Origin of the sequence: Aminobacter sp. MDW-2 (assembly GCF_014250155.1) — a bacterium.
GTDB lineage: Bacteria > Pseudomonadota > Alphaproteobacteria > Rhizobiales > Rhizobiaceae > Aminobacter > Aminobacter ciceronei.
The window spans coordinates 5224619-5245477 of record NZ_CP060197.1; the positions used below are offsets into that span (position 1 = coordinate 5224619).

Consider the following 20859-nt stretch of genomic DNA (forward strand, 5'->3'; position numbering starts at 1 on the left):
CAGTTGCTGACCCAGGTGGTGCTCTTCAGTCCCTCGAAAGTGGCCGGTTATTGATCGGAATCCCGGCCGGCTTCATTCCGGAATGGTGGCCGGCTTCAAATCGGAATACCCGGCCGGTTTGAATCGGAATCCGCACTGACCGGTCAGCTGGCGACGTTCCCGTATCTGATCTTACAGGAGGATTACGGGATGAAACTGTTCATTGGATTGGATGTGTCGCTGGCGAAGACCGCGATCTGTTTGGTCGGCGAGCAGGGCAACATCGTAAAGGAGGCGGAGATTGCCTGTGAGCCCGAAGCGCTTGTGTGCTGGATCAGGGAACAGCAGAGTACCATTGCCGCCATTGGCCTTGAGGCTTGCCCCTTGTCGCAGTGGCTGCATCGCGGGTTGACCGAAGCCGACTTGGACGTCGTGCTGATGGAAGCCCAGGCAAGAGGAGCGCTAAAAGCAATGCCGATCAAGACGGATCGGCGAATTGCCGAGGGAATTGCACGGCTGCTCCACCTCGGGTGGTTCCGAACCGTTCACTGCAAATCCGTCTCATCGCAAGAGGTCCGCGCCGTGCTCGGAGCTCGCAAGGCCGTTCAGCAGAGCATGATCGCTTTGGAGATGTCTCTGCGTGGGGTGTTGCGGAACTTCGGGCTCAAGGTGGGCGCCATATCTCGCGGCAGGTTCGACCTTCGCATCCGCGAACTGGCGCTCGGCAATCCCATGCTCGAAGCCGCGACAGAACCGATGCTTCGGGCGCGGGCGTCCTTGCGGCATGAATTGGCAGGACTGGAGCGTCACGTCCGCAACCTTGCTCAGTATGACCCGGTATGCCGTCGGCTGATGTCCATGCCAAGGATCGGTGCAGTTGTGGCGTTGACCTAACGATCGGCAATTGATGATCCCGCCCGGTTCACTTCATCGAAGAAGGTAGGGCCATGGGTCGGCCTCACCCCGTCGCGCAACCAGTCAGGCGAGCGCGACGTCTCAGGCGGCATCACCAAGGCCGGCGACGTCAACTTGCGCCGGGCGTTGTGTCAAGCTGCGACCGTCATGATGCACCGAGGCCGCTCGACATGGTTGAGAACCTGGGGAGCAGCACAGGTCGCTCGCCGCCGTGGCCGGAAGCGCGCCATGGTTGCCTTGGCCCGGCGCACCGGTGTGATCCTTCATAGGATGTGGGTCGATGACACCGACTTCCAGTCGGACATGACGGTGCCACTTGCGGCCTGAAGACTTGAGTTCGCAACCGTTGCCTGCCTGACAGTAGGCCCTCGAGGTCCCCCAGGGACGCGGTTCCGATGATGCGGTGGTCCGGACTTGAGCCGATCCACATCAAGCACGCCAATGAGATGGGCGCATCGGAACTACATTGAACCAGCATCATGTTGGCAGCCCCGCGCTGACCACGGACCGAAGCATGCACCTGGGGTGATCTCAGACGAGGGCGGCAGTCACTACAGGACGGATCAGAAAAGCAGGTGTTCATAACCGCAACATCGCGGCCCGCCTCGGCACCATGTCCCCCCGAGGGCCGGTCCATTCTTGGCTCGCGGCGCATTGCCATGACCGTCCAGTCGCGGAAGATGCGGAACGGGATCCTTGCGACCGACGTGACGGCCGCGGGTGCCCTGCCGCCACTTGTTGCCGGGAACCTTTTGCGCCGAACAGCATCTAATCGGGCTACAAGGAGGTCCTTATGCCCCACGCTCGCAACGACCTGACTGAAATCGTCGCCGCTCCTGACGACCTCGAATTGGCGCATCGGTCGATGGCGCGCGATGACGCCGCGTTCCGCACGATCATGAAGACCCACAACCAGCGGCTTTATCGCCTCGCCCGCGGTGTCGTCCGCAACAACAGCGAAGCCGAGGACATCGTCCAGGAAGCTTACGTCAGCGCCTTTGCCCATCTGCAGGACTTTCGCGGAGATTCCACGCTGGCGACATGGCTTTCTCGCATCGTCATCAACGAGGCGCTGGGGCGCCTGCGCAAGAAGCGGCGTGCAGCCGACCTCTCGCAGCCGGGCAGCGCCGAGGCCCAAATCATTCAATTTCCTCTCAACGCAAGCACCGACGACCCGGAGCGGACCATGGCGCAACGGCAGATCCTGCAACTCGTCGAACGGGCGACCGACAGCCTTCCCGATGTCTATCGAACGGTTTTTGTCGCAAGAGTGATCGAGGGTCTGAGCATCGAAGAGACAGCTCAATTGGTCGGCATACGACCGGAGACGGTTAAGACGAGGCTTCACCGCGCTCGGACGCTCGTGCGCAAGCATCTGGACGAACAGATCGGGCCCGTCCTGATGGATGCGTTCCCCTTTGCGGGCCAGCGTTGCGAACGCCTTGCCACCGCCGTGATGAAGCAACTCGGCTTCCCGCAATAAGTGCGTCCAACACCACCCTTCGATCATGCTGGAATACTTGCATTTTTCCGGGAACGTTTTCCCCCGCCCAGCATCCAATGATCGTCAACTGGAAGCAAGGCCCGACGCCCTTTGGTATTCCCGGGTCAAGGAGGTTCGCATGTACATTCGATCGATCGCGGCGTTGGCCGCGCTCCACCTGTTCGGCGCCACGCCATTCGCGCAGGCAGCCGACAAACCCACTGATCCGCAGATCGCACATATCGCCTACACGGCCGGCGTGCTCGACGTCGATATGGCCAAGCTCGCCATTTCGAAATCCAAGAACAAGGCTGTGGTGGACTTTGCCGAGTCCATGGTGCGCGATCACGAGGCCGTGAATGTGCAGGCGCTCGATCTGGTCAAGAAGCTCAACGTGACGCCCGAGGACAACGATACCAGCAAGGCTTTGACCCAGGCTTCTGCCGATGAGCGCGCGAAGCTCGAGAAGCTCGACGGTGCGGTGTTCGACAAGGCTTATCTCGACAACGAAGTTGCCTACCACAAGCAGGTCAACGGCGCGCTTGAGACCTTGCTGATCCCGACAGCCGAGAACGCCGAACTGAAGAGCCTGCTGGAAACCGGGCTCAAATTATTCCAGGGCCACCAGCAGCATGCCGAGCACGTCGGGGCTGAACTCAAATAGGGGAGATAAGGCCATGCTGTCGTGGGTCACTATCGCACTGGTGCTGAACATGGGTGCCGTTCCGGCTCTGGCCGAAACCATAACCGTCACGGTCGACAAGATGGCGTTCACGCCGACCGAGGTCAGCGCGAAGATTGGCGACACCATCGAGTGGGTCAACAAAGATAGATTTGCCCACACAGCCACGGTGAAGGGCGGCTGGGAGGTGGTGCTTCCCGTCAAGAAGTCGGGAAGTCTCGTCGTCGAGAAGGCGGAGGCGATCGATTACTACTGCCGCTTTCACCCCAACATGAAAGGCCGCATCACGGTAGCGGCAAAGTAGCCGTCAATCCGGAGTGCGGGGTCGCGAGACCGCCGCCGCGATCCCGCAATTTGCAAGGTACGTCCGAGTCCAGCGAGATTGCGGGAGCGAAAACCGCGGTTGTCTTTGCCAGTGGCGAGCGATTGCGCGCCGCCGCTATTGGGAAGCCGTTGGCCGCGACACGCTTCTCACCCTGTGTGTCGCGCTACCCATAGCTGCACTGGTCTTCATCATCCTACACATTTAGCAATCGGGCTTGATCTGGACCGGCTATGCTTTCTTCAGGAACTCTGTCCGCAGCACCACATTTTTTTGACCTTCTCGGCGCGGTATTCGATTTCATCCTTGCTGCCGGTGAGGCGAATGTTCCTTAATCCCCCAAGCGCCCAGGACACTATAACCAGGCACCGGACTAGCTCATGTCACTGGCGGGCGGGCCGCCAGCCGGCTTGCCGCGCGTCCACTTCTGAACAGAACCAGCGCTCGCCTTTTGAGGCAGTGACCTTTGTCTTCGCGTAAAATTTCTGGTCTGGGATGTGATAGATGCGATCGCCGTTGGCTGCGATGTTCCCCTTGATCCGACAGGATGACGACACCAGGCCATAGCTCGGCGTCGTCGTGGCCGGCTCCTCTGGTACATGGACAATCGCGGGTTCAGCAGTCTCGCCTCGTTGCTCAGCGCGCCAATCCCATGGTGTTTGGAATTTGCCCGACCAGACGCCAATCCGCTTGGCTTTGGCGGTTTCTTGATGGGATGCGTAGACTCCATTGTTATAACGCGGCCAATCCAGCGCGTAGCCGTTGCGGGCCAGCCATTCAGCAATGTCCTTGCCATCAGCGCGGCGGCAATTGCCGATAAAGCGGCCATAGCGATCACGGTCGACGAACTCGCAACGGGTTGGGGAGGATCGTACGAGATACTCTGCAAGGGCTGCAGCTGCGACTGAGCCACACCGATAGTTCGCGCCCTTTGCATCCTTACAGACTTGGGCTGATTCCGGTGCGTCAATTCCGTTGATACGGACGCGTTCACCACGTATTTCGATGGTATCGCCGTCGACAACCGAAGCTCGGCCGACAAGCGGCTGAACTGAGGTCTTGAGATGAGCAAAGGCCAACACCTCTTTCAGGAATTCGTCGCGCTCCACCACAAGGCAACTTCCGGGATGAGCACCCTTCCTTGCTCAATGAGCGAGGACACACCGGCGACACGGCTAACCTTGTCGCTGCGAGGAGTGCTCTTGGGGAGGTACGCGTCCCGGTAGACTAGGGGTAGATCCTTGAGGAGCGCGAACCCTGTTCCAGCGCGTTCGATCAGGATGATGCCAGGCCGAAACGCTCGCGCCAGCCGTAGGGTGGGTGAAGGCCGGCCGCTGCCAGGAAGCCGAGTGGCCGCCTTGATCGATCTGATTGCGCCTGATGACGATGACGACGGCGACGGTCCAGCTCAGGGAAGATCCTAGCCAAATCGGCTTGCTTATTTCCAGACGAACTTGCGAGGCGCCATAGTCAGCTCCTCGCTTAGGACTTGACCGTCATCGGCAACGATTAGAAGCAGCTCGCGATCGCGATATTTAAAGGACAGGCGATGCCGTCCTTCATCGTCGCCAACTCCCCGTTCGACCAAGCACCTGATGTTTCCTTGCTGGATCTGCCTTAGGAAGTACTCGACAGCCAGTTTCATTCCGCGAGCAGCCACGGTCGCATCAATCTCAGGGCCGTCTGGGGCCCAGCGAACCATCGCCATAGTCGTTCTCCGTCTCGTTCAGCGAATGGCAGCCTAGTCACGCGTCAGCCGATGTCGTTGCGAAGGCGCAAAGATGCACGAATCGTCACCCGCTTTTCCGACGCCGAACTTCCGCGTTGATTGACGGAGCGCAACGAAAGGATGGCCGGATCGGCGATGCTAAGACGAAATGCATGGGAAAAATGAGATGGCTTCAAGCAAGCGCTTTGACCCGGACCTTGCGGTCGACGACGTGATGAAACTCTGGCCCAACACAATCCGGGTGTTTCTCGCAAATCGGATGCTGTGTGTAGGTTGCCCTATCGGGTCGTTTCATACCGTATCCGACGCTTGTCGAGAATACGAGTTGGATGAAACTTCTTTTCTGAATCAGCTGGCGGCTGCAATTGATCGACAGGCAAACGCAGGCTAGCTCCGTTCGCTCCGACCATTGGTAACCAACATCAGCTTATGCGGGTCGACCACTGTGACCTTCTGACGTCCGCTCCGTATCAGCCCTTTGTCTTCCCACGCGCTCAGCAGCCGGCTCACGGTATGCAGCGTCGTGCCCGTCATCTCTGCTATGTCCTGCCGCGAGATCGGAAAGTCGATAAGGATTCCTTCGTCTGTCTTCTTCCCTGTCTGCTCCAGGAGCCTCAGCAGGGCATGAGCCACGCGCTGTTCGACTTGTTCCGTGGCCATTTCCACGACGCGCGTGTGCGTGTCCTGAAGTCGGGTGCCAACTGTCTTGTACGTATTTGCGCCAAAGCTCGGAAACTGAGCGGACAGCTCTGACCACATAGAGGTGGGCCACGAAAGCGCGACACAGTCCACTACTGCGAACGCAGTGGCCGGGTAAGTCGTGCGTCCGAGCGCCGACGCTATTCCGAATATCTCGCCAGCACTGATGTATCTAACTATGACCTGCTGTCCCTCAGGAGTGCTTCGCACAACTCGGATATGCCCATCCAGCAGAAGGAAGAACGCGTGGGCCTCTTCTTCTTGTTCGAAGATGGCCGAATCCTTCGCATATCGCGTGGATCGCGCTCCCGCCAGTATTCTGTCGAGTCCTTCTGGCGCAATTCCTGCGAACAGCGGGAGCCCGGCAATCAGCGAACGGTCGACTCGGCCCAAGACATTCCCTCAGTTGCTCGCAGATTTTTTCACAGTCGGCGTCGCGTCGCAACCGCGCTGCAGTGAGCGATATTGCCGCGTGAGCGGTCCGAGGCAGGGCGCAACCGTCGACCGGGCACGGCTCAAACTCCAACATCGTGTTTGCGCCAGCGCAAACGGAAAAGTGCGGCCCAGGTGTAGATATCAATCGCCCGGGCACAATTCGTTGCTCGGTTGCTGATTTACGACGCATAGCGATCAAAGGAGCAGAGATGACTGCCTGGGTTCAGAAGCTCACCCTGGGAAGCGGCATCAGCGCTGCTATTCTCTTGGCGGCAGCAGTCGGCTTGCCGACCGCCGGGACTATGGGACAGCCCGCAAAACACTATGCCGTGGAAATTCCCCGCACTGTGGAAGAAGCAAGCGCCATGATGCGGAGGGCACTGTCTAAGGTCGAGCAGGCGCTGGCGACGGACGACTACGCGAGCATTCACAAAGCAAGCTACGAGTTGGAGGCTGCGGCCAGCCGAATTGCAGGTCGCCCCAACGATCAGTCTGAAACCCTGGTTCATACTGTCGAGATTCTCCACCGTGCTTCAGAGGCGACCGACCGGGAGGTCCTTCAGGCGACCTTTCCCCAATTGAAGGAAGCGGTGGCGCGGGCTGCTTTGCTTCCGCGCCCAGCTCCGGTCGGCAAAGGCGGCAGATAGAACTCCAACGAACATGCGAAGGTAGCTGACAAATGAGTTACAACGCACTCGGTGGCGTCGATCGCCATGCAGATGGCTCGGTGGTGCGCCGCATAAAGACTGTCATTGCTGGCGTAGACTTGGACTGCGAATGTCGTGCCCGGCTCGATGATGCTTTGACGCGCTTTACCGCGCTCGAGCAAAGGCGCGTCCAGCGCGAACACCTCGTACGGGCGAGGCAGCACCGAGAGCGGATAGAGGCCATCGTAGATCTGCTCCGCGAAGTCGATGAACTGGCTGCGGCAGAGCCCGACCGCAGCGTCTATACGGAGCTGGCGCTGCTCTTCGACGAAGTGGCTGCCACATCGGGAGAAGGCGCGCTGTGCATGAGGAGCCTGGCGATCCTGCCTGCTGACGGAGCGGAGCCTTCGCAGTCGTGACACTTCATCGTATCCGCCAGCTGATTTGGCTGGCGGCTGGCACTTCCGCCCTCTTCGCGGGATTGATAGGCGCCATTCTTCCGCTGATTCCGACTACTCCTTTCCTGGTTCTCGCCGCGTTCTGTTACTCAAGGAGTTCTCGGCAACTCCACTCGCGGCTTTTGGCACATCCGCAAGTTGGCCGAGCTATCAGGGATTGGCGGGCTTACGGCGCGATCTCACGCCGCGCGAAGAGACTTGCTCTGTTTTCCATGGTGCTGGCGCTGACTCTATCGGTGCTGGCTGGCGTGCCTCTGGTGGCGATCACCATGCAGGCCACGGCTATGTTGGCCGCGGCTGCGTTCATCTTGACGAGGCCAGTTCCGCCTGCACGGCAGGTTGAAGAACGGGTACGCTAAGGCCGGCGCGTATCAACAGGCCCCTGGCAGTCTCAGATGTCCATTTCGCGTGAAGGCAGCCGACCTTGTGGCAGGTCGCTCCATCGGGTCATCGCGCTGCCTGGATCAACGCCCACCCAGTTCAGCAGCCGCGCTGCGATCTCCCTGAGCATCTCGTCGATGCTGTGCATGCCCACGTAGAACGGTGGCATCGGAGGCGCAATCGTCGCTCCCAGCCTTGCCAGCGTCAGCATCGACCGCAAGTGACCTTCGTGCAGGGGCGCCTCACGGGGAACGACCACCAGTCGGCGTTTTTCCTTGAGGGCGACGTCGGCTGCCCTGGTCAGCAGGTTATCGCCTAATCCATGCGCTATCGCGGACAACGTGCGCATGGAGCAGGGAACGACGATCATGCCGTCGTTTGGGAAAGACCCGCTGGCGATCGGAGCTGTCATGTCGTGAGGCGAGTGAACTCGGCTTGCCAGTTCGGTGATGCGGGCAAGGCCCTCATCACCGAGTTCATGCTGGATGGTTGCTCTGGCGCCCATCGAAACCACCAGGTGCGTTTCAGCTCCAGCCTTGGCCAACTGCCGGAGGGTTTCGAGGGCCAGGCCAGAACCCGAGGCCCCCGCTATTCCCAAAATGATGCGCTTGGTCATGGCGTTATCCGAACTCCGGGAAGATTTCATTCCATCGCTGCGACACTTGCCGATCGATCTCTGGACACATGCGCAATTCGCTTCCCCAGTCCCGTATGGTCTCTGATCCGACTTTTCGCGTTGCGTCGATGCCGAGTTTCCCTCCCAACCCTTCAAGCGGAGACACGAAATCGAGGTGATCGATCGGAGTGCGGTCCACGGTCATCAGGTCACGGGAGGGGTCCATGCGCGTTCCGATTGCCCACATCACGTCCGGCCACGAACGTATGTCGATGTCGTCGTCGACCACGATGAGCATTTTCGTCATGGAAAACTGCGGCAGCAGAGACCAGAAGCCCATCATCACACGACGCGCCTGCCCCGGGTACTTCTTGGCGATGGACAGAACGGCGATCCTGTAGGAGCTGGCTTCCGGCGGAAGCCAGACGTCACGGATTTCTGGGATCTGTTGCCGAAGAAGTGGCTTGAACACGTCAGTAAGAGCGTCGCCCAATACCGAGGGCTCGTCAGGAGCCCTTCCGGTGTAGGTGGTCAGATAACAGGCCTGGTCACGGACCCGGATTCTGTTGAGGCGAAACACCGGATATTGCTCAGCGCCATTGTAGTATCCGGTATGGTCGCCAAACGGGCCCTCCAGAGCAGTTTCCTTGGCGGATACGGTGCCTTCCAGCACAATCTCGGCTGTTGCAGGAACGTGTAGCGGGATACTGCCGCACGCGGTCAGCCGTGGTCGCTTGTTTCCGATCATGCCGGACAACGCAAGTTCGGTCACGCCCTCGGGCACCGGCATTACGGCAGCGAGCAGCGTTGCTGGATCGGCGCCGATAACCACTGCGACAGGCATGTCGATGCAGCGGGCCGCCCACATACGGTGGTGCGCCGCACCGCCGCGCATCGGCAACCAACGGACTATTGCGCGATCCTTATCGATCACCTGCATTCGGTAAATGCCCAGGTTGTACGTTCCTGGATCGTCAGCTCCAGGTGCGCGGGTCACGACTACGGGCCAGGTAATCAGCGGGCCCGCGTCACCTGGCCAGCATGTCTGGACTGGAAGGAGGGACAGGTCGGGCGGGATTTCGCTCCAACTGGGAGGCGCTTTTACGATCCTTGGCCGTGCCAGGAGCGCGCTGCGAGCCGCCGGGAGTAAGTCTCGCGCTTCGCCCAGTGTCCTTGGCGCCTGCGGGGACCTCATCCAGGCGAGAAGCTTCCCGAACGAGTCCAGGCCATTGAGGTCGGTGCCCAACCCGGCGGCGACGCGCGCTCGCGTCCCAAACAAGTTCGTCACGACAGGAAAGGTCGATACCCTTCCCTGCGCATCGATCGGCTTCTCCAACCTCAGCACTGGCCCGCCCTTGGCGATCGTGCGCCGATGCACCTCGGTTGCTTCGAGGTGCATCGAAACAGGTGCCTGGACATGCCGTACGTCTCCTCGCTCGTCCAGGTGCGACAGGAACGAGGAGAGGTCATTGAAAAGCGGCAGCGATCTATGATGCATAAGTACAAATCCCGTCGCGCGACGCGGGCGACGGCGCACGTTTGCCACGGTGACTGGCTCCCGTCTTTGACCTTTCACAAACATCCGGCGACGCTCTTTGCGTTGGCACAAAGCGCGCGCGGTCGAGGGGCGGTATCCATGCCTTCCTGCAACGGAGCATGGGTGGCGAATGCACATTGGAGCGCACTGCGCACGACTGTTGGAAGCGGCAATCGTCTCCCTGCGGTCGACTTGCTTTCAAGGAAGCATTCAGCGAGGACGACTGCCGTTCGAGAAGCCGCGGCTTGATCGGGCGGGCGAGAGGGATTTTGCACGGGCCGAACTGCTTTGTGCCTTGCAGCACCCTTTGGCGGCCTCCGACCTCCTTCCGGCGGCGATTGCGGGAACTGGTTTCGATCTTCAGTTCATTCCGAGAGACGAGGCGGATGTCCGCAGCCTAGCTCCAGACTGCATCGAAGACGGCTTCCTTGCGCGTCCTCGCTTGGGAGACTTCTAAGCTCGATCGCGCGGACCAAGGAGGAATCTGTTTGTTCTTTGAGATTCGACAAACAGCGCCGTGGCTTTCGTCCCTAAGACCGCCAGCAAAGCGGATTCACCGAGGGAGACAGCATGGCCGACGAACAAAGGGACGGCTCCTTGCCGCTCGCCCGAATCCTGTTTCCCAAAATCGGCGCTCTGCCGCTCGGAACCCTTCTAACGAAGGCCCTCCGCGACCTTGCCAAAAGGCAGCCAAACCTCTTCGATCGACTAGGCGAGCATAAGTCCGCGTGCTTCTTCGTCGATCCAACCGATCTTTCCTTTGCCTTTCTTGTCGTGCCGGACGGGGAGCGCTCTCTTGTCCGTGTCGTCGGCAAGTCGGAGACATCGTCCGCAGCCGTCTTTATCAGTGGCCCCATCTTGATGCTGTTGGGGTTGCTCGATGGCAGTCTTGATGGCGACGCTCTTTTCTTCAGGCGCATCGTCTCAATCGGCGGCCGTACGGAAGCTGTGCTGGCGCTTAGAAATGCCATTGACGATGCCGAGTTGCGGCCAGCGGACCTGCTGGGTCTCCACGGTGCCCTGGGGCGCCTCGCGGACAACGCCATACTCGGCAGCCTTCGTGCCGCCAGGCGGCTTGCGTGTCGGGGATTGGACCAAGGGGAGCGTTCCTGACCATGAGCAATCAGCCAATGGAATTGATCTGTCCAGCCGGCACGCCAGCCACCTTGCGTGCAGCAGTCGTCGCAGGCGCCGATGCCGTGTACTGCGGGTTCCGCAACGAGACCAATGCCCGGAATTTTCCCGGCTTGAACTTCTCGACCGCCGAGTTGGCAGAAGGCGTGCGATTTGCCCACGATCACGGGAAAAAGGTACTCGTCGCGATAAACACATTCGCTCAGCCTGGCCGCGTGGACCTATGGCACAAGGCCGTGGACGAGGCCGCTCAATGCGGAGCGGACGCAGTCATCGCGGCGGATTTGGCTGTCCTGGACCATGCCGCGAATTGCCATCCAGGGCTACGCCTTCACCTGTCCGTGCAGGCGGCCGCATCGACCCCAGAGGCCGTCAAGTTCTATGTCGACGCGTTCCGTGTCAGGCGCGTTGTCCTTCCGCGAGTGCTTTCAGTCCAGGAGATAGCCGCGCTCAATCGCATGATCGACGTGGAGACCGAGGCGTTCGTGTTCGGAGGCCTTTGCGTCATGGTCGAAGGCCGCTGCTACCTGTCTTCCTACGCCACCGGAAAGTCCCCCAATCTGAGCGGCGTCTGTTCGCCGCCGGAACACGTCACCTATGAGGATGACGCCGAGGGGACTGCGGCGCGGCTCGCCGGCTTTACTATCGATCGCTATGCCCAGAGTCAGCCGACCGGATATCCAACCCTGTGCAAGGGCCGCTTCACGGCCGGCGGCAAGACATCCTACCTGTTCGAAGACCCAGTCAGCCTGAACGCTGGCGGAGTGCTTGCGGGACTGAAAGCGGCCGGAGTCACAGCCTTGAAGATCGAGGGTCGCCAGCGCGGCAAAGCATACGTCACCGAGGTGGTCCGTGCTTTCCGGAGGGCCGTCGACGCGGTCGAGGCAGGGGGCGATGCGGCCGAGATCGACCGGATCCTGGCTGGCATGTCCGAGGGAGGACGGCAGACCGAAGGCGCCTACAAGAAGACGTGGAGATGAGCGTAATGCCAAGAATTGCATTGACCCTTGGCCCGGTCTTTTTCCACTGGCCAGCCGATCGGTTGGCGGATTTCTACAGGCGGATCGCGGATCAGGCTGCCGTCGACAGGGTGCATGTCGGCGAAGTCGTCTGCGGAAAGAGAATGCCGTTCTCCGATTCGATTTGGCCCGAAGTAATCGAGCGGCTCGAGCGCGGCGGCAAGGAAGTCGTGCTCTCCACGCTTGCCGCACCTGCCACGGTTCGGGAGCGCAGGGCCGTAAACGATTGGTGCAGCGAGGGGCGGCTAGTCGAAATCAACGACGTGACGGCCATCCCAGCCCGTTCCGGACAGGCCTTCGTGATTGGGCCGTTCGTGAATGTCTACAACGAATCCACTGCCCGGTTTTTCGCTGCGCGTGGCGCACGCACCATTTGCCCCCCGGTCGAACTTTCGTTGGATGCCATCGGCAGCATTGCCCGCAACTGTTCCGACGTCGATTTTGAGATCTTCGCATTCGGGAGACTGCCGCTGGCCCTTTCTGGTCGCTGCTATCACGCGAGGCTGAACAATCTTCACAAGGATTCCTGCCAGTTTACGTGTGAACAGGACCCTGACGGCCTTGCGGTCGATACGATCGGCGGACAGGAATTTCTTGCCGTCAACGGCGTTCAGACACTCTCCAACCAGGTGCAGGCTTTCTGTCCTACACCTGAGGACTTGCGCGCGCAGGGCATCCGGCGCTTGCGCCTATCTCCCCATACTGCCGACATGGTGGCGGTCGCCGAAGCCTATCGCGGCCTGCTTGACGGCGCCCAATCGCCGGCCTCGACGAGATTTGCCTTGTCGTGCCTCGATCTTCCGGGAGGGATGGTAGACGGGTACCTCAGCGGCAAGCCGGGTTTTCACAGTGAAGGCCAAAGCACCTGATGACGTTGAATTCAGAAAACGCCCTTGCGCGGATCGCGATCGTCACTGTCTCCGACCGGGCAAGCCGCGGCGAGTACGAAGATTTGAGCGGTCCGGCCGTGGAGCAATGGCTGTGGCGTTCGATGGCACGTCCATGTGAGTTCGTCCGAAGGATCGTTCCGGATGGGGTCGAAAGTGTCAGAAATGTGCTTCTCGAACTATGCGACACAGACGGCGTCGACCTCGTCCTGACTACTGGCGGCACGGGCCCTGCCCCGCGCGACCTGACAGTGGAAGCTACTCAGCAGGTCTTGACGAAAGAGTTGCCCGGCTTCGGCGAATTGATGCGACGGGTAAGTCTGGAGCAAGTGCCGACCGCCATCTTGTCGCGTCAAACGGCGGGCGTTCGAGGGCGTTCCCTGATCATAAATCTGCCGGGCAAGCCTGCCTCGATCAGCATCTGCCTTGCCGCCGTATTTCCGGCGGTTCCCTACTGTCTTGAACTGATCGGGGCCAAGAAGATAGCGGAAACTCTGCCAGATTCGGGCGCTTGAGCGGCCGCCTCCGGATCAAGCAGCAGCCGACAAGCCACCTCCATGGATAAAGGTTCGGCATTAGGTAATCCGCGGCCCTAGTCAATGAATCTGGATTTTTGACACGTGTGAGTGCATTGTGACGCGATTTCTGTTCGAGCCTCAAAACTGCAGGTGCAGTGCCAAACCCGCATAGTCCGCATAACAAACCTGGGCCAGGGATAGGCGTTGGCCCAAATCACCGGAAAAGAAGCCAGGAGTGCACCGATGCAAAGCATCTGAAGCTTGGGAAGGGCGACGAGGGGCTGCCCGAGGCCGCCGATCCGGCGCTCGGGGCGCATCTCTGAATCTTCTCGAAGCAGATATTCAAGCGCACCCGGAGCGGCTGAAGGCGTTCGACGGGGCGCTGCATGATCGGATGCAAGCACTGGTCGGGGATGTCGATGTTGATCTTGAGGCAACCCTGGCTGCCGACGACGAATGAGACGAGACGAGACGAGCGATCTAAGGCTCCTCTCGCTATCAACGGATAGTCGAATTACGCGCAGCCCCATTTGCTCGACCAGTTCCAAGCTCTGATCGAGGAAGTTGAGGCCCGCAAGGTGCTCGATCCGCAAACTTGGTGGTTTTTGCTACCGAATGCCGCAAAGCTCCAGAGCTTTTCGGAACGTCAGCTCGTCGACAAAATGAGGGCGGCCTCCCTGCTCGTGGAGCTTCCTCGCCTCGATGATTTTCGTTCCTTGGTGGCTGTGAAGCCAGTCACGCGAAGCGACAGCAGCGACGATCAAATAGTCAGTGCTGCGGGAGATGCTCTTGGTGACGACTCCTCCCCTGCTGGCGATCCAACTCTCGATGACCTTGCGTGGGGCCATGCTGAACGCCCCGGTCACCACGAATGCTGCGTTCTCGAACACAACCGTGGCCGGGTCCCTGAGAACTCCGTCAATCGATGGACTGTTTCCATAGGTTGGCAGCCCCGTGTCGGCGCAACTGTCGCCGACCAGCCGGGCAATCCATTCGCTGATGTCTTCTTCTTCCTCCGCCGACAGCTGCCTGTCGGAGATTGCTTCGGCAGCAACTTTCCGCAAACCCGCTATCCTGGCGTCGTCCAAGAACTCGGTGTCCTGGTCAATCATGCCAATCAGCTTCTCGACCTCGTTGACCTTGAGGCGGCCGTCGCAGGCAATACCCGCGCAGAAGCCAAAGAAGCGGTTACAGTGGTCCTTAGGCTCTGGTGCTTGGTCGAAAGGCCTCGAGCGATAGTCGACAATGCCGGAGATCACGCCGTAGATTTCGCCGTGGTAGTCGTTGTAGGCGGTGTCCAGATCCTGAATGAGATCAGCGGCATCTTCGTCACCGAACAGGCAGAGCAGTTGCGCCGCTTCGGCTCGAATGGAGTCGATTTCCAGGTTCTCGATCGACTCGCTTGCCAAGACACCTTCTAAGAAGCCTAGCCAATAGGCCTCGGCCTTGCGGTGATTGCGTTTCGCGTTGATACGGCCCAGCGAAAATCCACCGTACTTTAGCTCCGTCATTGTCCCCTCCCCTGACAGCAGTATCTGAGTTTTAGTTGCGCTCCTCTCGAGGCGCAATTTCTGATGAACTTGAAATGAGATGTCGTTGGGAGATGCCTGATGGATACTGAACGCCAGCAAGTCACGCATTGTTCCGATTTGGTCCGGCACGCTCGGCCAACATTGTAGGTGTCGATAGGCTCCGACTTTGCCAATCCGCGAGGCAGATCCGCGCATCGTCTGGGCGCATCTCGTAAAGGCGTTCGGCATATCCGCTCCGGATGGGCGCCATGCGGCGCCGCTCTATCATGATGGCAGCTTGGCGGAACTGGCCCCGCGCCAATAGATCCACCATCTTGCAGTTTTGCTCCGCCTGCACTCGGTAATCGGCATCAGGGCGAGCCAAGGATCTGACAATCTCCATCCGGCGAAAAAGCCGGGCGTGAATGGATCGAGCGACCTCATTTCCCGTCCATTCAATGAGCAGCGAATGAAAATCCTGGTCACATGACGGCTCACTCGTGCCCGGTTCCTCGGGTCGCCGAGCTTCGGCAACCCGGCGCTTGATCTCGGACCATTCGGCCTCGCCCAGATGCCTGACAAGATAGGCTGCTGCCGCCTGTTCGATCATGACCAAGGACTCGCAGACTTCCAACGCCTCGTTGAAGTCGGGCTTGGAAACGAACGCGCCTCGGTAACGTTCAATCACGACGAGTCCTTCGGTCCCGAGCAGAATGATGGCCTGGCGGACGACCGTTCGGCTGACACCGAATACTTCCGCCAGCGCTTGTTCGCAGAGCTTGGTGCCTGGCTTCAGAGAATGGTCCAGGATGGCATTGGTGACGGCCAAGGCTACTTCGCGCGCGAGACTGCCTGGCTTTTGACAGGGGCCATTGGCCGATATCCGAGACATCGACACAGATCGATCGCCTCGAACCGCTTGTGTCACTGATCCGTCCTGGGATGTCTGCATGGGCGCCGCGGTTGTTTCCAAGGCAACACGAGGCCACAGAACCCGGCCAATTACTTTGCGCTATATCAACTCCCTAGGAGAGATCGCGCCTCTCATTCCCCGTCGGTGCTGTTTGCGCCAGCACAACGAACCGTTCCCGCCAATGTGATTTGCCTGCTTCGATGGGCGATACCGTGCCTCCGGTTCTGGGAAACGGTGAAATCAACAGAGCCCGGGTACGAAGCGATGGATGAAGGAGCCGAACCGCACAAGCTCTACGAAGATGCGCTGGCGATGATCCTGGGCACGCTCTTTGTCGCATTGGGCATGATGATCTACGGCAAGACCATGCTGCTTGTCGGTGGAATGGCAGGCATGGCGCTGCTTTTGCAGTACGTCACCAACACGGGCTTTTGGCTCATTTTCTTCCTCATCAACGTACCGTTCTATGCGCTCGCGCTCAGGCGCATGGGCTGGCGATTCACGCTACGAACTTTCGTTGCTGTGCTGCTTGTTTCCGTGTTTTCACGCTTTACGACGTCATGGGTCGACTTCTCCCTCCTCGATCCGGTGTATGCAACGGTTATCGGAAGCGCGCTTTCCGGCACCGGACTTCTCATGCTGTTTCGTCACAAAACTGGACTTGGCGGGGTCAACATCCTGGCGATCTTTCTTCAGGAGACTTGGGGCGTGAGGGCTGGCTATGTCCAACTAGCCATCGATCTGGCGATTCTGACGGCAGCATGCTTTGTCCTAACGACAACCCATCTTGCGCTCTCGGTTCTCGGCGCCACGATCGTCAACATGATCTTGGCTATCAATCACAAGCCTGGCCGATACCGCGGCGTGTCCGCTGCCTGAGCACCCGTGTGCAGCTCAATTCGCTCACCAATTTGACCGGGGACAAACATCGCGAACGGGAGACGGGCTATATCAGCCGCATGTTCGATCGATGGCCACGAGCCACTCGAAGATCCTGAAGGAAACAGCGTGAAGCATCGGGGCAGAAAAACGAGCTGCAGGGTCGCGATAGCAGCGGCCTGCGTGCTCATTCTGCAGTCGATAGGCAGCGCGTTCGCGATCGGCTCCGCTGGGCCGCATCCTCAGCTCGACGCATTCGGAAACTCGATTTGCGTCACAAGCGATGGCGGAATTCATTCGGGCGGCTCAGACGGAGAGAATTCGCAGCGGCCGGAATGCTGCACGATCAGCTGCAACATGTCGGTGCAGCCAACGGGTGTGCCGACGGACAGCGGTTGGATTTTCTTCGAGCCACATGTCAGCGTTTCCACAGGTACCCGACCTTGGCTGTACCGCCCGGCGCGGCTGTCGGCTGACGGAGCCGTTCATCCACGCGCGCCCCCGCTGCGGACCTGATCGCCGCGGACAATCCTCTCGATTTGCGATGTCGCCTCCACGCCTGACAACCTTGGCGTGGCCATGGATCCGCGTGTTCGTGTCCGAGGAGACGCCCATGAACAAGCCATTCCGTTCCATCAAGAGTTCGCCGGTCAACCTCCCTCGAGCCTCACGACTCCGTAGCCTGGAAGAGCGGATCGGCATCATCGGCTTTGCAGCCGCGCTGATTTTCGCGATGGCGCATTCGCTTTGCGTGTCGGAGGGCCGAGGGATCGGTACCAACCGTTGGGAAGCGGCAATCATTACCGCAAAGAGCGTCGGCAACGACAACGGCACGCCGTTGCAGGCAAGTCTACGAAACAAGCAATCTTTCGTAGAGGCGATGGCCAAAGGGGTTGGCGAGCACCGCAACTGACGCGGCAACGGAGCCTACGTCCCTGTCAATCCTTCGTGCGGCCGACGCACGCAGACCGAGGCGGATAGCTCCTCCGAGGTCAGCCCGCTCGCACGACCCCCATACGTCACAACACAACACCTTTACTGAAACTCGGCCGGAAACCCGGCAATCTGGAGAAAACCGATGTTGAAACAAATTCTGGTCGCCGCTGCGGTGGCATCGATTGGTGCATGCAATGCTCTTGCTCACGTGAGCCTCGAAACCAAGGAGGCCGCTGTCGGCTCGACGTACAAGGCCGTGCTTCGCGTACCCCACGGCTGCGAAGGAAAGCCAACGAATGTCGTACGGGTGAAGATCCCGGAGGGGGTCATTGCGGTCGAGCCGATGCCGAAGGCCGGCTGGACGCTGGAGAAAGTGAAAAGTTCCTACGCAAAGTCGTATGACCTTCACGGGACAGCGACCAGCGAAGGAATCACGGAAGTCGTCTGGACAGACGGCAGCCTGGCTGACGACGAGTACGATGAATTCACGTTGCGGGCCTTCCTCACGACGGACCTCGCGGCCGGCGAGCCACTCTATTTCCCTGTCGTCCAAGAGTGCCCTGAGGGCGCCGCTGAACGCTGGATCGAGATTCCTGCGGCAGGGCAGAAAGCCGACGACCTCGAGCGGCCGGCTCCCGCCATTAAGCTGCTGCACGAAGTCGGCGGACATTGATGACGCAAAGCGAGGCGCGCTCGGCGCGCCTCGCTTCGTCGGGAAACCGATCATGACCCGACACACACTCAGCGCTTGGAAGGCCATATCAAGCGGCCGGCTTCGTTCTCTGACGCTGGCCGTCCTGATCGGGTTCATGTCCGCAGTCCCTGCATTCGCTCACGCGTCCCTGGTAGGGACGAATCCGTCCGACGGCGCCGTGATCGAGCGGCCGCCCGAGCTCCTGACGTTGAGGTTCAGCGAACCAGTCTCGCCGCTCTTGCTCAACCTCATCAAGCCAGATCGCACTTCGCTCAACCTTGCGGATTTCGAGGTTACTGACCGAAGCTTGAGAATCTTCTTTCCTTCATCGCCTATTGACGGCACCTACGTCTTGTCGTGGCGTGTCGTCTCCTCCGACGGGCACCCGATAGGAGGCTCGGTTGTCTTTTCGGTAGGCATTCCAAGCACTGCCTCAATGCCCAATTTCGAAGACAGTGGCCGTTCCGTCCGTATATCCATCTGGATTGGGAAGGTGGTGATGTACCTAGCCCTGTTTCTCGGGGCTGGAGGTGCGTTCGCAATATCGTGGATCACGAGAGGCGATCCGTCAGGCCGCATTCCTGTCGTTATGCTGGCGGCCTTCGGCATCGCGGGGTGCGGGCTATCCGCTGGCTCACAGGGGCTCGATGCCCTCGGCGCCCCGATGTTTCGCGTGCTGGAGGCGGACACGTGGCATGCTGCGATGAACACGGCTTTTGGACCGACAATCATCATCGCGGTCATTGTTTTGGCTATGGCCCTCGGCAGCGTACTGTCAATTGGACTGCAGGCGCGGGTGCTTTCACTCGCTGCGTTAATTAGCGTGGGAATTGCGCTTTCGCAAAGCGGCCACGCCGCATCGGCGGAGCCCCGATGGCTCATGCGGTCGATGGTGTTCACGCACGGCGTCGGCATCGCGTATTGGACGGGCGCGCTCATGCCGCTCGGGCTTGTGCTGGCCCGTCGCCGCCCGGAGGCAGCCAATGCGCTCCTGCGGTTCTCAAGGACAATTCCGTACCTGGTTGCGGCCATTCTCGTGTCTGGCATCGTCATGGCCAGCGTGCAGCTGGAGCAACTTGCAGCACTGGTCAACACGGCCTATGGGCGCGTGCTCTTGGTCAAATTGTCGTTGCTTACGGCCCTCTTCGGCCTTGCCATCCTAAATCGCTGGAAACTGACTGTCCCGCCAGCCACGCGCCAACTGGTACGGTCCATTGCGGCAGAGACGCTTGTTGTCGTTCTGATCTTTGCCGTGGCCGCCGTCTGGCGCTTTACGCCGCCACCGCGAACACTGTCGATGGCCGCGGCGGACATCGCGATGGTGCACGTCCACACAGGGACGGCCATGGCCGATGTCACCGTTTCGCCCGGCCACGCGGGTCAGGTCAGCGTATCGATCGCTCTTGCGGCAGGTCCGGTTGAACCGCGGCAAGTCGAGCTCGTAGCCACACATTCGGAAGCCGGAATCGGACCTATGCGCCGCCGGGCGAGAAGGTGCCAGGACCAGTGGTGCGTAGACGGGCTGGTCTTGCCCGTTCCTGGAATCTGGGTCGTGCAGGTCGAAGTGCTGATCTCGGACTTCGAGCTCGAGAAGCTCGAAGGGAGCATCGAGATTACGCCTTAGGTACTGCGGTCGTTAGCCTGCAATGCCGAGCCGACTCATTGTGCCGGCGGTCATCATCGACGGACTCCACTCCGGTTCGTATGTCAGAGACACTTCGACCGACCCAATGCCGGGGACGCTTTTGGCGCTGTCTCGAGCCCCGTTCTTGAGGTAGGCGGCCGCCGGACATCCGCGCGTGGTGGTCGTCATCACGATGTAAGCCGCACCTCCTTCGTGAACCGCCACGTAATAGACAAGCCCCAGATCGACGATATTGTCACCGAGCTCCGGATCTATCACCAAACGAAGCGCCTGCTTCACCCGGCCGGCAAGCGCGTCGGTCGCTTCGACCGTCATCCAACCCGCTCCTTCGCATTGATCCAAACCAGGAGACGATAGGTAGTACCGCCGGAATCGAAGCCTCCCTTCCAACGATGCCCCCGCTTCTCCAACTCGGGAAACAGGAAGACTGGCTCACGTCCGAGCAGGGCCGACATGACCTCTCCTGGCGCCATTTGCTCAACCTCGGCCAGGATGCGCACCATCGGCTCTGGCGGCTCCAGATCGCGATTGTCCAAGTGACGAACTGGCTCCGGCCACCTTTCCGACGACACCTCCTCGGCGGAACCGACAGGCCCGTGTTCGCCAGACGGCCTGAACAGGACCTCCCAGTCCCCGTCGCCGATCTCTCTTGCTTCGTAGTCGAACCCTCTTGAAGCAAGCACCTGTAACAGCGGAATGGGCTTGAAGGGCGCGACAAGCCTGAGGCCAACGTCGGGCCCGAGCGATGCCACCGTCTCCATTATCTTGCCGAATGGTTCGTCGCCCGCCGCAAGCAGCGGCCGTACATCGAGGTCTACGAATGTCGTGGTCATAAATGTC

General features: G+C 60.1%; 25 protein-coding genes and 1 pseudogene. 17 read left to right on the forward strand and 9 right to left on the reverse strand.

The annotated features are described in order from the left end of the window. The first annotated feature begins 189 nt into the window (after nt 1–189). From H5P29_RS25800 to H5P29_RS25815, 4 genes and pseudogenes are all read left to right on the forward strand, one after another. Nucleotides 190–1221, forward strand: a pseudogene (locus tag H5P29_RS25800) (IS110 family transposase). Between the two features lie 466 nt (nt 1222–1687). Continuing rightward, nucleotides 1688–2377 carry an RNA polymerase sigma factor gene (locus tag H5P29_RS25805; RefSeq protein WP_067964896.1) on the forward strand — a complete coding sequence of 230 codons (690 nt, stop codon included), beginning with the start codon at nt 1688–1690 and terminating at the stop codon, nt 2375–2377. 139 nt (nt 2378–2516) lie between these two features. After that, nucleotides 2517–3041 carry a DUF4142 domain-containing protein gene (locus tag H5P29_RS25810; protein ID WP_067964898.1) on the forward strand — a complete coding sequence of 175 codons (525 nt, stop codon included), beginning with the start codon at nt 2517–2519 and terminating at the stop codon, nt 3039–3041. 13 nt (nt 3042–3054) lie between these two features. Next, nucleotides 3055–3363 (forward strand): cupredoxin domain-containing protein, encoded by a 309-nt coding sequence (locus tag H5P29_RS25815; protein WP_154386986.1) that lies wholly within the window; start codon nt 3055–3057, stop codon nt 3361–3363. Between the two features lie 401 nt (nt 3364–3764). Here the strand turns inward: H5P29_RS25815 and H5P29_RS25820 are convergent, their stop codons facing one another. Continuing rightward, nucleotides 3765–4490 carry a thermonuclease family protein gene (locus H5P29_RS25820; RefSeq protein ID WP_246787001.1) on the reverse strand — a complete coding sequence of 242 codons (726 nt, stop codon included), beginning with the start codon at nt 4488–4490 and terminating at the stop codon, nt 3765–3767. A 329-nt stretch (nt 4491–4819) separates the two neighbouring features. Continuing rightward, entirely contained in the window at nt 4820–5089 is a 270-nt protein-coding gene (locus H5P29_RS25825; RefSeq protein WP_067964903.1) for a DUF6522 family protein, read from the reverse strand. Nucleotides 5090–5276: 187 nt separating this feature from the next. Here H5P29_RS25825 and H5P29_RS25830 point away from each other — a divergent pair, with 187 nt between their 5' ends. Next, nucleotides 5277–5501 carry a DUF1858 domain-containing protein gene (locus tag H5P29_RS25830; RefSeq protein ID WP_067964905.1) on the forward strand — a complete coding sequence of 75 codons (225 nt, stop codon included), beginning with the start codon at nt 5277–5279 and terminating at the stop codon, nt 5499–5501. Here the strand turns inward: H5P29_RS25830 and H5P29_RS25835 are convergent. Further along, entirely contained in the window at nt 5498–6202 is a 705-nt protein-coding gene (locus tag H5P29_RS25835; RefSeq protein WP_067964906.1) for a Crp/Fnr family transcriptional regulator, read from the reverse strand. The genes H5P29_RS25830 and H5P29_RS25835 overlap by 4 nt on opposite strands. 251 nt (nt 6203–6453) lie before the next feature. On the opposite strand from H5P29_RS25835, the gene H5P29_RS25840 reads away from it, so the two are divergent. Genes H5P29_RS25840 through H5P29_RS33000 form a run of 3 tightly spaced genes read left to right on the forward strand, consistent with a single transcriptional unit; the run spans nt 6454 to nt 7708 of the window. Further along, the gene (locus H5P29_RS25840; protein ID WP_067964908.1) at nt 6454–6891 is read left to right on the forward strand and encodes a DUF6746 family protein; all 438 of its coding nucleotides are present in this window, start codon (nt 6454–6456) and stop codon (nt 6889–6891) included. A gap of 32 nt (nt 6892–6923) precedes the next feature. Further along, a complete protein-coding gene (locus H5P29_RS25845) occupies nt 6924–7310 on the forward strand; it encodes a hypothetical protein (protein ID WP_067964911.1) in 387 nt (128 codons plus the stop codon). Beyond that, the gene (locus H5P29_RS33000) at nt 7307–7708 is read left to right on the forward strand and encodes a YbaN family protein (protein WP_067964913.1); all 402 of its coding nucleotides are present in this window, start codon (nt 7307–7309) and stop codon (nt 7706–7708) included. Before H5P29_RS25845 ends, H5P29_RS33000 begins: the two co-directional genes overlap by 4 nt. Before the next feature lie 32 nt (nt 7709–7740). Here the strand turns inward: H5P29_RS33000 and H5P29_RS25855 are convergent, their stop codons facing one another. Both H5P29_RS25855 and H5P29_RS25860 read right to left on the reverse strand, forming a co-directional pair. Then, nucleotides 7741–8346: a UbiX family flavin prenyltransferase gene (locus H5P29_RS25855; RefSeq protein WP_067964915.1), complete on the reverse strand. Its 606-nt coding sequence runs from the start codon at nt 8344–8346 to the stop codon at nt 7741–7743. Between the two features lie 4 nt (nt 8347–8350). After that, nucleotides 8351–10021, reverse strand: coding sequence for a UbiD family decarboxylase (locus H5P29_RS25860; protein WP_312871016.1), 1671 nt, complete (start codon nt 10019–10021; stop codon nt 8351–8353). 432 nt (nt 10022–10453) lie between these two features. On the opposite strand from H5P29_RS25860, the gene H5P29_RS25865 reads away from it, so the two are divergent. The 5 genes from H5P29_RS25865 (at nt 10454) to H5P29_RS32690 (ending at nt 13901) form a co-directional block, all read left to right on the forward strand. Then, on the forward strand, nt 10454–10996 hold the full coding sequence (locus H5P29_RS25865; RefSeq protein ID WP_067964920.1) for an SCP2 domain-containing protein: 543 nt from the start codon (nt 10454–10456) through the stop codon (nt 10994–10996). Between the two features lie 2 nt (nt 10997–10998). After that, on the forward strand, nt 10999–11997 hold the full coding sequence (locus H5P29_RS25870; protein ID WP_067964922.1) for a peptidase U32 family protein: 999 nt from the start codon (nt 10999–11001) through the stop codon (nt 11995–11997). Nucleotides 11998–12002: 5 nt separating this feature from the next. Further along, on the forward strand, nt 12003–12905 hold the full coding sequence (locus H5P29_RS25875; protein ID WP_154386990.1) for a U32 family peptidase: 903 nt from the start codon (nt 12003–12005) through the stop codon (nt 12903–12905). Then, nucleotides 12905–13438: a molybdopterin adenylyltransferase gene (gene mog / locus H5P29_RS25880; RefSeq protein ID WP_067964925.1), complete on the forward strand. Its 534-nt coding sequence runs from the start codon at nt 12905–12907 to the stop codon at nt 13436–13438. Before H5P29_RS25875 ends, mog begins: the two co-directional genes overlap by 1 nt. 238 nt (nt 13439–13676) lie before the next feature. Continuing rightward, nucleotides 13677–13901, forward strand: a complete 225-nt coding sequence (locus H5P29_RS32690) for a type II toxin-antitoxin system PrlF family antitoxin (protein WP_246787002.1) — start codon at nt 13677–13679, stop codon at nt 13899–13901. Nucleotides 13902–14049: 148 nt separating this feature from the next. Here H5P29_RS32690 and H5P29_RS25885 read toward each other — a convergent pair whose 3' ends face one another. Next, nucleotides 14050–14952 carry a BRCT domain-containing protein gene (locus H5P29_RS25885; RefSeq protein ID WP_169808361.1) on the reverse strand — a complete coding sequence of 301 codons (903 nt, stop codon included), beginning with the start codon at nt 14950–14952 and terminating at the stop codon, nt 14050–14052. A gap of 121 nt (nt 14953–15073) precedes the next feature. Continuing rightward, complete coding sequence (locus H5P29_RS25890) at nt 15074–15781, reverse strand: GntR family transcriptional regulator (protein ID WP_067964931.1); 708 nt, start codon at nt 15779–15781, stop codon at nt 15074–15076. A 348-nt stretch (nt 15782–16129) separates the two neighbouring features. Between H5P29_RS25890 and H5P29_RS25895 the strand changes: the two genes are divergently transcribed. The 4 genes from H5P29_RS25895 (at nt 16130) to H5P29_RS25910 (ending at nt 19998) form a co-directional block, all read left to right on the forward strand. Continuing rightward, a complete protein-coding gene (locus H5P29_RS25895; RefSeq protein ID WP_067964934.1) occupies nt 16130–16744 on the forward strand; it encodes a YitT family protein in 615 nt (204 codons plus the stop codon). Between the two features lie 613 nt (nt 16745–17357). Then, entirely contained in the window at nt 17358–17657 is a 300-nt protein-coding gene (locus tag H5P29_RS25900) for a hypothetical protein (RefSeq protein ID WP_154386985.1), read from the forward strand. Nucleotides 17658–17822: 165 nt separating this feature from the next. Continuing rightward, the gene (locus H5P29_RS25905; RefSeq protein WP_154386984.1) at nt 17823–18353 is read left to right on the forward strand and encodes a YcnI family protein; all 531 of its coding nucleotides are present in this window, start codon (nt 17823–17825) and stop codon (nt 18351–18353) included. Nucleotides 18354–18405: 52 nt separating this feature from the next. Further along, a complete protein-coding gene (locus H5P29_RS25910; RefSeq protein ID WP_083948675.1) occupies nt 18406–19998 on the forward strand; it encodes a copper resistance CopC/CopD family protein in 1593 nt (530 codons plus the stop codon). A 12-nt stretch (nt 19999–20010) separates the two neighbouring features. On the opposite strand, the gene H5P29_RS25915 is transcribed toward H5P29_RS25910, so the two are convergent. Together H5P29_RS25915 and H5P29_RS25920 are read right to left on the reverse strand one after the other, a co-directional pair. Next, the gene (locus H5P29_RS25915; protein ID WP_067964940.1) at nt 20011–20334 is read right to left on the reverse strand and encodes a metal-sulfur cluster assembly factor; all 324 of its coding nucleotides are present in this window, start codon (nt 20332–20334) and stop codon (nt 20011–20013) included. Further along, nucleotides 20331–20852: a DUF2249 domain-containing protein gene (locus H5P29_RS25920; protein ID WP_067964942.1), complete on the reverse strand. Its 522-nt coding sequence runs from the start codon at nt 20850–20852 to the stop codon at nt 20331–20333. Before H5P29_RS25920 ends, H5P29_RS25915 begins: the two co-directional genes overlap by 4 nt. Between the last annotated feature and the right edge of the window lie 7 nt (nt 20853–20859).

Coding starts and splice junctions, on each gene's coding strand:
- mog (WP_067964925.1), top strand. CDS start 12,905: ATGACGTTGAATTCAGAAAACGCCCTTGCGCGGATCGCGATCGTCACT.
- H5P29_RS25920 (WP_067964942.1), bottom strand. CDS start 20,852: ATGACCACGACATTCGTAGACCTCGATGTACGGCCGCTGCTTGCGGCG.
- H5P29_RS25855 (WP_067964915.1), bottom strand. CDS start 8,346: ATGACCAAGCGCATCATTTTGGGAATAGCGGGGGCCTCGGGTTCTGGC.
- H5P29_RS25865 (WP_067964920.1), top strand. CDS start 10,454: ATGGCCGACGAACAAAGGGACGGCTCCTTGCCGCTCGCCCGAATCCTG.
- H5P29_RS25905 (WP_154386984.1), top strand. CDS start 17,823: ATGTTGAAACAAATTCTGGTCGCCGCTGCGGTGGCATCGATTGGTGCA.
- H5P29_RS25825 (WP_067964903.1), bottom strand. CDS start 5,089: ATGGCGATGGTTCGCTGGGCCCCAGACGGCCCTGAGATTGATGCGACC.
- H5P29_RS25845 (WP_067964911.1), top strand. CDS start 6,924: ATGAGTTACAACGCACTCGGTGGCGTCGATCGCCATGCAGATGGCTCG.
- H5P29_RS25860 (WP_312871016.1), bottom strand. CDS start 10,021: ATGTGCATTCGCCACCCATGCTCCGTTGCAGGAAGGCATGGATACCGC.
- H5P29_RS25895 (WP_067964934.1), top strand. CDS start 16,130: ATGGATGAAGGAGCCGAACCGCACAAGCTCTACGAAGATGCGCTGGCG.
- H5P29_RS25830 (WP_067964905.1), top strand. CDS start 5,277: ATGGCTTCAAGCAAGCGCTTTGACCCGGACCTTGCGGTCGACGACGTG.
- H5P29_RS25875 (WP_154386990.1), top strand. CDS start 12,003: ATGCCAAGAATTGCATTGACCCTTGGCCCGGTCTTTTTCCACTGGCCA.
- H5P29_RS25870 (WP_067964922.1), top strand. CDS start 10,999: ATGAGCAATCAGCCAATGGAATTGATCTGTCCAGCCGGCACGCCAGCC.
- H5P29_RS25840 (WP_067964908.1), top strand. CDS start 6,454: ATGACTGCCTGGGTTCAGAAGCTCACCCTGGGAAGCGGCATCAGCGCT.
- H5P29_RS25810 (WP_067964898.1), top strand. CDS start 2,517: ATGTACATTCGATCGATCGCGGCGTTGGCCGCGCTCCACCTGTTCGGC.
- H5P29_RS25885 (WP_169808361.1), bottom strand. CDS start 14,952: ATGACGGAGCTAAAGTACGGTGGATTTTCGCTGGGCCGTATCAACGCG.
- H5P29_RS25915 (WP_067964940.1), bottom strand. CDS start 20,334: ATGACGGTCGAAGCGACCGACGCGCTTGCCGGCCGGGTGAAGCAGGCG.
- H5P29_RS25910 (WP_083948675.1), top strand. CDS start 18,406: ATGACCCGACACACACTCAGCGCTTGGAAGGCCATATCAAGCGGCCGG.
- H5P29_RS25900 (WP_154386985.1), top strand. CDS start 17,358: ATGAACAAGCCATTCCGTTCCATCAAGAGTTCGCCGGTCAACCTCCCT.
- H5P29_RS25815 (WP_154386986.1), top strand. CDS start 3,055: ATGCTGTCGTGGGTCACTATCGCACTGGTGCTGAACATGGGTGCCGTT.
- H5P29_RS25805 (WP_067964896.1), top strand. CDS start 1,688: ATGCCCCACGCTCGCAACGACCTGACTGAAATCGTCGCCGCTCCTGAC.